Raw genomic sequence first — 9,675 nt, 5'->3', positions numbered from 1 at the left:
CCCTCACCGGCTGTGACCTCACCCGGCCGTGACCTCACCGCGGCCGAGCAGGCCCTCTACCTGCCGACCACGGAGTCATCCCCGCAATGCCCGGCCCGGACGGACGTCCAACCCGGCGGTTGATCCACGGGCCGGCGGGGTCCGCGCGGACCGGGCCGCCCGGAGACGGCGGTGAGGCAGCCCGCGAGCCCGTGACGTTCGACTGCCGAGTCGCCATGATCTACGTCCTGTGCGGACGGGACGACGTCCTTCGCCGCATGGGCCTGCGCCCGTGCAAGTCTTGGTTCATGAAGCAGCGGACAATCGACGGCAACGAGGCAGCTGCTTCGGTGGCATATCGGGCAAGCGAGGTCATCGCCATCTACCCGATCACCCCTGCCTCGGGCATGGGCGAACTCGCCGACGTGTGGGCAGCCGCGGGGCGCCCCAACCTGTGGGGCGGGGTACCCGAGGTGGTCCAGCTACAGAGCGAGGGCGGTGCCGCCGGCGCCGTCCACGGTGCTCTGCAGACGGGTGCACTGTCCACCACCTTCACCGCGTCGCAGGGGCTCCTGCTGATGTTGCCGAACATGTTCAAGATCGCCGGCGAGCTCACGCCGATGGTGCTCCATGTGGCCGCCCGGACCGTGGCCACCCAGGCCTTGTCGATCTTCGGTGACCACAGTGACGTGATGGCCGCGAGGTCGACCGGCTTCGCCATGCTCTCCTCGGCGTCGCCGCAGGAGGCACACGACCTCGCCGCGGTCGCGCATGCGGCCACGCTGCACACCCGTGTTCCGTTCCTGCACTTCTTCGATGGCTTCCGCACCTCGCACGAGCTGAACGAGGTCACGCTGCTCGATGACCCGGCCCTGGCCGGCCTGCTGCCCGACGGGCCCATCGACGCGCATCGCCGCCGCGCGCTGTCGCCGGACCATCCGGTGATCCGCGGCACCACGCAGGACCCCGACACCTTCTTCCAGGGCCGCGAGGCGGCCAACACCTACTACGCGGCGGTCCCGGGGGCCGTCCAGCGTGCGATGGACCAGTTGGCCGCCGCGACCGGCCGAACGTACCGGATCTTCGAGTACCACGGTCACCCGGAAGCCGACCGAGTCGTAGTGATCATGGGTTCCGGCCGGTCGGCGGTACGCGCTGCGGTCGACCGGCTGGTGGGGCGTGGGGAGCGGGTCGGGTTCGTCCAGGTCCGGCTGTACCGTCCCTTCGACGGTGCGGCGTTCCTCGCCTGCCTGCCACCGGCGGTGCGTTCGATCGCGGTCCTCGACCGGACGAAGGAGCCGGGCGCGCTGGGCGAGCCCTTGCGGCTCGACGTGCTGGCAGCGCTCGCGGAACGACCCGAGCGCATGCCGCGGGTGATCGGCGTCCGCTACGGGCTGGCGTCGAAGGAGTTCACCCCCGCGATGGCGGCGGCGGTGTTCGAGGAGCTGACCCGGGACCGCCCGCGGCGCGAGACGACGGTCGGCATCGACGACGACGTCACCCACCTGTCCCTCACCGTGAACGAGGCGGCCTTCCCCGAGCCGGACGACGTCTTGCGCGCCGTGTTCTACGGGCTCGGCAGCGACGGCACCGTGGGCGCCACCCGCACCACCGCCGGCATCGTGGGCGATCACACCTCGCTGCATGCGCAGGCCTACTTCGTGTTCGACTCCAAGAAGTCCGGCTCGATGACGGTGTCGCATCTGCGGCTGGCGCCGCGGCCGGTCGATGCGCCGTGGCTGATCCGTGACGCCCAGTTCGTGGGCTGCCACCAGTCGTCGCTGCTGGACCGGGTCGACGTGTTCGCGGCAGCGGGGCAGGGCGCCACCGTTCTGCTGAACACCTCCTACCCTCCGGAGCAGGTGTGGACGCACCTGCCCACCGAGGCCCAGCGGCACCTGCTGGACAGGGACGCCCGGCTGTTTGTCGTCGACGCCGACCAGGTGGCGGCGACGGCCGGCATCCCCGGCATCGTCAGCCCCGTGCTGCAGACCTGCTACCTGCGGTTGTCCGGCCTGTTCGAGGCGGACGCGGCGGTCGCCGCGGTGAAGAAGGGCGTCCTCGCCAGCCAGCGCAAGCGCGGTGAGGAGATGCTGCGTCGCAACGCCGCGGCCATCGACGCGGCGCTGAACGCACTGTGCGAGGTCGACCTGCGCGGCTGTGCGGTCAGCGGAACCGTGCGCCGACGTCTGGTCGGTGACGTGCCTGAGTTCGTCCGGCAGGTCACGTCGCGGATCATGGCCGGTGAGGGTGACCAGCTCCCGGTCAGCGCCCTGCCGGCCGACGGCACCTTCCCGGTGGGCACGGCCCGGTACGAAAAGCGCGGCATCGCCCGCGAACTACCGGTCTGGGATCCCGACCTGTGTGTCAGCTGCGGCAAGTGCGCGATCGTCTGCCCGCATGCGGCGATCCGGATGACCCTGTTCGACCCGGCCCGCCTCGCCGACGCCCCCGCATCATTCCGCCACACCCGCCCGAAGGATCCCCGGCTTGGCGAGTACCGGCTCACGATCCAGGTCGCGCCGGATGACTGCACCGGCTGCGGTGTCTGCGTCGAGGCCTGCCCGGCGAAGAGCCGCGAGATGCCCAACCACCGGGCCCTCGACATGGTCGACGCCGCCTCCCGCTTCGATGAGGAACGGATCAGCTGGGCCTTTCACGAGACCCTGCCGGCGGTCGAGCCGGGGTTGGCCTCGGCGACCACTGTCCGCGGTTCGCAGCTGCGGGAACCGCTGTTCGAGTTCTCCGGCGCCTGCGCCGGCTGCGGCGAGTCGCCCTACCTGAAGCTGCTCACCCAGCTGTACGGCGACCGCATCGTGGTCGCCAACGCCACCGGCTGCTCGTCCATCTACGGCGGGAACCTGCCCACCACACCGTGGACGACCAACGCCGATGGCCGCGGCCCGGCCTGGGTGAACTCCCTGTTCGAGGACAACGCCGAGTTCGGCCTGGGCATGCGCCTCGCGCTGGACGCCCGGGCCCGGGAGGCCCGCCGTCTGCTGCGCGCCGAGGGCGCGCTGCTCGGCGACCAGCTCGTCGACGCGATCCTGGACGCCGACCAGTCCACCGAGGCCGGCATCCTCGACCAGCGGGCCCGGGTGGCTGAACTACGACGCCGGCTGGGGGGCGTCGACCACAGCGCCCGGCTGGACGCCCTCGTCGACGACCTCGTCGCGAAGAGCGTGTGGATCGTCGGCGGCGACGGCTGGGCGTACGACATCGGCTTCGGTGGCCTCGACCACGTGCTCGCCTCCGGGCGCGACGTCAATGTGCTTGTCCTCGACACCGAGGGATACTCCAACACCGGCGGGCAGGCGTCGAAGTCGACGCCGCGGGCAGCCGTCGCGAAGTTTGCCGTCGGCGGCAAGCGGACCCGCAAGAAGGACCTCGGTCTCGTCGCGGCAGCCTACGGCGACGTGTATGTCGCCCAGGTGGCGCTCGGTGCCAACGACGCGCACACGGTGAAGGCCTTCAACGAGGCGGCCAGCTGGGGTGGCCCGTCACTGATCATCGCCTACAGCCACTGCATCGCCCACGGCATCAACATGACCAACGGCATGGCGCACCAGAAGGCCGCGGTACGGTCCGGCTACTGGCCCCTGTACCGGTTCGATCCGCGCATGGAGGAGCAGCCGTTCTCGCTCGATTCCCGGGCGCCGTCGATCCCGTTCAGCGAGTTCGCCGCGACCGAGTCCCGCTTCGCCCGGCTCAGCATGGCCAACCCCGAGGAGGCCGACCGGCTTGAGGCGCTCGCGCAGCGCGACATCCTCGGCCGGTGGCAGAGTTACGAACACGAGGCCGCCCAGGACCGCACACCGCCGCGGAAAGCTGACCCTGTCGACGGCACCGTGACCGCGTAACACCTGGCCGAACGGTGCCCGGCTGTTCGTCGTCCCAGACGGCGGACAGCCGGGATACTGTCCGCCGCGCATCGGCGATCTTCTTGGACGTGAGCTCTCCGATCCGCAGCTCGATCTCGGGTGTCTGACCGGTGACGAGTTCCTTCGCCTGGACTGTCAGTGCACCACCCTGGTCCATCCGGAACGTGATGTCGATCGGCGGGCCCTGCGGCAGCGGAGGCAGCCGTTCGATGAGCCTCTGGCCGACAGGATCGGGTTTGAGATGCACACGAGCCGACGCGGCCAGGGGCGTGCGGGGCGACCGCGACAGTCACACCAAAGGTGTACACGTCTGGCTACACTTTGACGATGCTGATCGAGACGTTGTCCATACGCGAGGCGCGCACAGCTGCCCCGGGTGTTGGCACGCTTCCGCCACCCTCGACGCCTACATCCCAGGTCATCACCTGTCTCGATACGTATCAGTCAGCCAGGAGATTGGCATGGGAAAACATCGCGGCGGAAACAGCGACGACTCGGGCAGCTCCGGTGGTGGCCGCCATCGCCAACCGCAGACCTGCGCACGGTGCAACGGACGCGGGACGGTCACCGTCGGAGGCGACGGCAAGGACGGCAACAGCGCGGGAGAGACCAAGACGTGCGGGGTCCGCGCCGGAAGCGGGACAGTGTGAACCGCGCGGACTTCATCCCAGACGTGATCTGGACGTATGACGAGGACGGCTGGGCAATCCCCGTCAACCGCCACGACAACCCCAGGAAATGGCATGAACTGGTCGAATCCGAAAGCTGGATCATAACCCAAGTCGACGACGGGAAGCTACAAGACGGCAAGGGCCTGATCCCCACCAGCTCGTCCAGCGCTCTGGACGTCATGGCCCTGATGCTCAATCTCCTCGACGTGCAGACGGGCATGAACGTCCTGGAGATCGGTGCCGGCACCGGCTACAACGCCGCGCTGATCGCACAGCAGGTCGCCCCCGGACGGGTGACAACGATCGAAGTGGATGAGGAAATCGCCGAGCACGCGCGGCGGGCCCTTCGCAGAACAGGCCTGCCCGTCAGCGTGATCACCGGAGACGGCGCCGCCGGCTACACCGATAACGCCCCCTACCAGCGCATCATCTGTACCGCGAGCGCCCTGCACGTACCGTATGCCTGGGTCGAACAGACCCAGCCCGATGGGAAAATCGTCCTCCCGTTCGTCGGAGGCCTCGGGCGCGGCGCCTTCCTCAGACTGACCACAGAAAAAGACGGCTGCGCGCACGGCCGATTCCATGACGGCGCGTCGTTCATGCGACTCCGCAACCAACGGGACGACAAACCACTATGGCGCGTTTTCAGCCCAGAAAGCGCGGCCTACTACGACGAAGACCCAGACGACATCAGCATCACCACGACCCGGAGTCTTCATACCGAACCGTTCACCGAGTTCGCCGCCGCGTTCGCACTCGGACTCCTTCTACCGGGATGGAACGTCGGGCTCAGGCCCCTGGACGGCGTCGTACTACTCTCACACGCTGCCTCCGGCTCATGGGCCACTATCCTTCCCGGCGATGACGAGCACCGGGTCTATCACCAGGGACCCCGCCGTCTCTGGGAGGACCTAGACGCAGCCTACCGCTGGTGGCTCGATCTGGACCGGCCCGACAGCACCCGCTTTGGTCTGACCGTCACGCCCACAGGCCAGACTCCCTGGCTCGACAGCCCCGGCAACACGTTTGCCCCCATCGGGGAACCGGCATCCTGACCAGGGCAAACAAGCAGAGAAAAGATTGTCGCCAATCATCCATACGGTTTCAAGATAATCTCTTGGGCGTTGGGCTTCCCGGAACCCGTCGTCGAACGTTCGAACTTTCGCGTGTGATGCCGTTCCGAGGCCGAGGAGCGGAGGGGATTGTGGATCGGGTCGCGCTCGCAGCGGTGGCAGACCCGCCGTTGGAAGGCCCGCCGGTACAGCGTCGTGGTGGCCGCTAGCAGCTCCACGGCGCGCACCGCACAGCCCGGGGCGTGCTGCTCCAGCACCGTCAGGAAGAAGCGCACCTGCGCGCCGCTGCCAGGGAAGTTGTCGAACAGCACCGTGTGCGCCATGCCGGCACTGGCAGTGGCCTCGACGTAGCCGCGCAGCGCGGTGACCACGGTGAAGTCGTCGATCCAGCCGAGCCGTTCGGCGCTGGTGGCCGTGGCCGCCAGAATGGTCTCCGGTACGTGCTCCCGCAGGCGGAAGACGGCCCGTCCCGGCACCTGGCACAGGGCAGCGGTCAGCGTCGTCTTACCGGCCGCCGGCGGGCCGAACACCGGCACAGCCAAATCGAGGGCCATGGGATAACCCCCCTTCGCGCGGGGATGCCGCCGGGAGGGCCGCCCGGGATGGCACGGCCGTCCAACCGGTGTCATCCCGGGTTCATTGCGGGTTGATGATCGAACGGCCTCAGCGTCTGCCGCCGAAAGCGGGGCGACTACACCGCGAAGCGGTGACCGGCATACGCGGGACGCATAGACCCTGCTACCGGTGATGTTACCGTCGTGGTGTTGACCTTGGCGTTGGTGTTCGCGAGAGGGAGGCCGTCCGGCGATGACGACCGCGCCCCGCCTGCGGCACTGTTCACGCTGCGGCCATCGGCTCGCCGCCGACAACGCCGGGGCGATGTGCAGCCCCTGCCAGAGCGCCGCCCTCGACGCCCAGGCCCGGCCGCCGGCCGTCCCACCGGAGTTCTGGACGCTCGACCAGATGCGCGACGCCCTGGCTACCTGGCATATGGGCCGGGTGATCTATGCCTACCGCCACCACCCGCACCACGGCTACACGCTGCCCCAGGAACTGGTCGGCACGTGGCTCGGCCTGACCCAGGCCCAGCTCAGCCGCATCGAGAACGGCCGCGCCCCCGAAGAACTCAGCAAGCTCATCCGCTACAGCCAGATTCTCGGCATCCCGGCCGAGCTGCTGTGGTTCGACCTGCCCGGCGAACCGCGTGCCCGGCAACCAGCCCAAGCCCGTCCGCCGATCTTCCTGCCGGTCGTGGTGGGCGGCCGGGAGATCACGCTGCCCATCGACGCCGAAGTCGCCGAGACCGCCGGCCTGAACCGCCTGATCACCAGTGCCGGCCGTGCCTCACTGGAGCGCCGGGCTGCCCGCATCCTGCCCTTTGCCGGTGTGGACGAGCTGCGGCACATGGCCGCCGCGCTGGAGGATGCCCGTCGCTACCTGGACGGTTCGGTCGTCGGCTCCTTCGCCCAGCAGCTCGAGCGTTGCAAGGGGGACGACGGCCGGCTCGGACCGCTGCGTGTCCTGCCGATGGTGCTCGGCATCCTGGGCGCAATCCAGCAACACGCCCGCGACGTCCGGCCGGCGGCGCGGCGGGGACTGCTGGCGGTTGGCGCGGATGGTGCGGAGTTCGCTGGATGGCTGTACCGGGATTTACATGATCCGCTATCGGCGGCCTACTGGTACGACCGCGCCATGGAGTGGGCGCAGGAAGCCCAAGATGCCCCGATGCAGGCATACGTGCTGGTCAAGAAGTCGCAGATGGCCTACGACGGCCGCGACTTGGCCCGGACGTTGGCCTTTGGCCGAAGCCGCCAGCCGCGTGTGCCCGGCCGCGCCGCCATCTGTCCAGGCTGAGCTGTTGCAGCAGGAGGCCCTGGCCCTGGCGACGCACGGCGAACCGCTGCCCGTGATCGAGCGCAAGCTGGACGCTGCCCGCATGGCGTTCGGTGAAACCGCGCCGGATGATGATGCCACTGGTCTGCATGTCGCCACCGCCACGCTGCAACTGCGTGCCGCCGCTGTCTACACCGAGGCCGGGATTCCTAACCGGGCAGCCGGGATCTTCGCGGACATCCTGGCGGGGAACAGCCTGTCCCGCCGCGACACCGGGCTGTTCGGGGCGCGTCGGGCGGCAGCGCTGGCCCTCAGCGGCCACCCGGATGACGCCGCCGCTGTCGGCCTCGACGCCTTGCAGATCGCGCGGGCAACCAGGTCGGAACGTACGACGGGCATCCTGTCGGACGTGGCCCGGACGTTGATGCCCTGGCGCTCCCGTCCGGGGCCGCGGGAGTTCCGGGAAGCGATGTTGGCGTAGCGAGTCGCGTATGTCCAGCTACCTGGGTGAGTTCCGTGGATGACTTCTGGTCAACAGCGCATACGGGCTGAATCCGAGGATGGGGCGCACTAGCCCGTTTCATCAACGGATGGCCAACTTGACTATTGTTTGCGTAATGCATCGGATCTGACACTCAGTGCATGGTCCAGTTCAGGTGTGGAGGGACTACCCAGCGCGGCACAAGTTGTAGAAATCGGGTCAAGGAGGCCGGTCTGCGCTGTAGGCATCACCCGTCGTGGTCATTAGTTCAGACTCGTCCGCGCCGCAGCACGGCACGCACACCAGCAGTGCCTCGCCCAAGAACCGCGTCATCAGCGCCGCGCCGTTCAGCGCCGCTGTCTCCGAGCCGTGAAGAGCTGCGGGTACGCTCTGCCGCCGAGGCGTGCATCGGCCTGATCGCCAGCTCCAGTCCTCAGGAAGTCGTCATCGGGCGCGCGACCGAGTACGTGAGTGACGAGACATGGCAGCGGCTTACTCGTAGCTGGTCAGGACGCCGGTGCAGTGCCCTTGCCAAGCTGGCACGGACCATCCTGGATGCGCAAGACCGGCTTCGGGAAGGGCTGGTTGAGGTCACCGACCGGACGCTTAAGCTGCTCAATCGCTCCTCCGTCGAGCGGCAGTTCGCGGCAGAACTGGTGAAGCGGCTGCCGCTGCCGGCGGTCGGTGAGAACTTGATCGCCGCCGCGCGGGGACTCCAGGTGACCGGCATCGTGGTGTGCGTGGCAGCAAGTCGCCCGCTGACAGAGTGCGCATGCTTCACCGACGTCGTGCGCGTGGAGGGCCAGGCCAAGGTCAAGTTTTTGATCACAGCCGGGATGGCGGACTGGGCGGGGTTGGGGACGATCGACGCCCGCTGAGTACCCTCGTCGTTCTGCTGCGGCATGGTGCTCGGGGCGGAAGCGTCTGGCGCCTCTGCCACTGGTCCGCGTACATGAACAGCGCGACGGCAGCAGCCGCCGAGGAGATGACCTGGCTGTGCGGCAACGGGGCGCCGATGGCCTGCGGGTGCTGGACTGGGATCTCCCACGCGGCGACCGGCCTTGGCCAAGGCCGACTGTTCGCCAGAGGATGGCCATGGCCGACGACCGCGACGCCGAAGGAGGAAGGAGGCCATGCCCGTGCACGAGACCGTGACCTCGCTTCACACGCTCGATGGGCTGCACTTGGCCGCGACGCTGGCGACGCCGGAGGCGGCTGCGGAGCGCGCCGCGGTCCTGGTCCACGGCGGCGGTGTCACCCGTGAGGAGGGCGGTTTCTTCACCCGGCTGGCCGCCGGGCTGGCGGATGTCGGTGTGGCGTCGCTGCGCTTCGATCTGCGGGGGCACGGGGAAAGCGAGGGCCGGCAGGAGGAGCTGACGCTGGCGTCCATCCTCAACGACATCCGGGTTGCCGTGGCCACCGTCCAGGAGGCCACCGGCGTCGGCCACGCGACCTTGCTCGGCGCGAGCTTCGGCGGCGGCATCTGCGGCTACTACGCCGCCAAGTGCCCGGCGGACGTGTCCCGGCTGGTACTGCTCAACCCGCAGTTCAACTACAAGTGGCGCACGATTGACAGCCGGCCGTACTGGCATGACGATCACATAGACGACGAGGCTGCCCGGACGCTGAACGAGCAGGGGGCGATCACCTTTACGCCGACCCTCAGGCACGGCCGGCCGATTCTCAACGAGGTCTTCTGGCTGCGGCCGGACGAGGTCATCGGTGAGATCGCCGCGTCTACGCTGGTGGTGCACGGC

At 68.8% G+C, this 9,675-nt stretch carries 8 protein-coding genes; 7 read left to right on the top strand and 1 reads right to left on the bottom strand.

The window, feature by feature from the left end:
* Nucleotides 1-287 precede the first annotated feature (287 nt).
* From nifJ to MJ783_RS16915, 3 genes are all read left to right on the top strand, one after another.
* Nucleotides 288-3,839 (top strand): pyruvate:ferredoxin (flavodoxin) oxidoreductase, encoded by a 3,552-nt coding sequence (gene nifJ / locus MJ783_RS16925; RefSeq protein WP_370651658.1) that lies wholly within the window; start codon nucleotides 288-290, stop codon nucleotides 3,837-3,839.
* A gap of 482 nt (nucleotides 3,840-4,321) precedes the next feature.
* Nucleotides 4,322-4,510 (top strand): hypothetical protein, encoded by a 189-nt coding sequence (locus MJ783_RS16920; RefSeq protein ID WP_239311409.1) that lies wholly within the window; start codon nucleotides 4,322-4,324, stop codon nucleotides 4,508-4,510.
* The gene (locus tag MJ783_RS16915) at nucleotides 4,507-5,586 is read left to right on the top strand and encodes a methyltransferase domain-containing protein (RefSeq protein ID WP_239311408.1); all 1,080 of its coding nucleotides are present in this window, start codon (nucleotides 4,507-4,509) and stop codon (nucleotides 5,584-5,586) included. The genes MJ783_RS16920 and MJ783_RS16915 overlap by 4 nt, the downstream gene beginning before the upstream one ends.
* Before the next feature lie 35 nt (nucleotides 5,587-5,621).
* On the opposite strand, the gene MJ783_RS16910 is transcribed toward MJ783_RS16915, so the two are convergent.
* The gene (locus MJ783_RS16910; RefSeq protein WP_239311407.1) at nucleotides 5,622-6,158 is read right to left on the bottom strand and encodes a hypothetical protein; all 537 of its coding nucleotides are present in this window, start codon (nucleotides 6,156-6,158) and stop codon (nucleotides 5,622-5,624) included.
* A 253-nt stretch (nucleotides 6,159-6,411) separates the two neighbouring features.
* Between MJ783_RS16910 and MJ783_RS16905 the strand changes: the two genes are divergently transcribed.
* The 4 genes from MJ783_RS16905 to MJ783_RS16890 all read left to right on the top strand — a co-directional run.
* On the top strand, nucleotides 6,412-7,458 hold the full coding sequence (locus tag MJ783_RS16905) for a helix-turn-helix transcriptional regulator (RefSeq protein WP_239311406.1): 1,047 nt from the start codon (nucleotides 6,412-6,414) through the stop codon (nucleotides 7,456-7,458).
* A 4-nt stretch (nucleotides 7,459-7,462) separates the two neighbouring features.
* Entirely contained in the window at nucleotides 7,463-7,918 is a 456-nt protein-coding gene (locus MJ783_RS16900; RefSeq protein WP_239311405.1) for a hypothetical protein, read from the top strand.
* A gap of 467 nt (nucleotides 7,919-8,385) precedes the next feature.
* Nucleotides 8,386-8,796 (top strand): hypothetical protein, encoded by a 411-nt coding sequence (locus MJ783_RS16895; RefSeq protein ID WP_239311404.1) that lies wholly within the window; start codon nucleotides 8,386-8,388, stop codon nucleotides 8,794-8,796.
* A 255-nt stretch (nucleotides 8,797-9,051) separates the two neighbouring features.
* On the top strand, nucleotides 9,052-9,675 hold a 624-nt coding region (locus MJ783_RS16890; RefSeq protein ID WP_239311403.1), incomplete at its 3' end, for an alpha/beta hydrolase.

Origin of the sequence: Protofrankia sp. Cj3 (genome assembly GCF_917627355.1) — a bacterium.
Lineage (GTDB): Bacteria > Actinomycetota > Actinomycetes > Frankiales > Frankiaceae > Protofrankia.
This window is presented reverse-complemented; position numbering and strand designations above follow the sequence as displayed.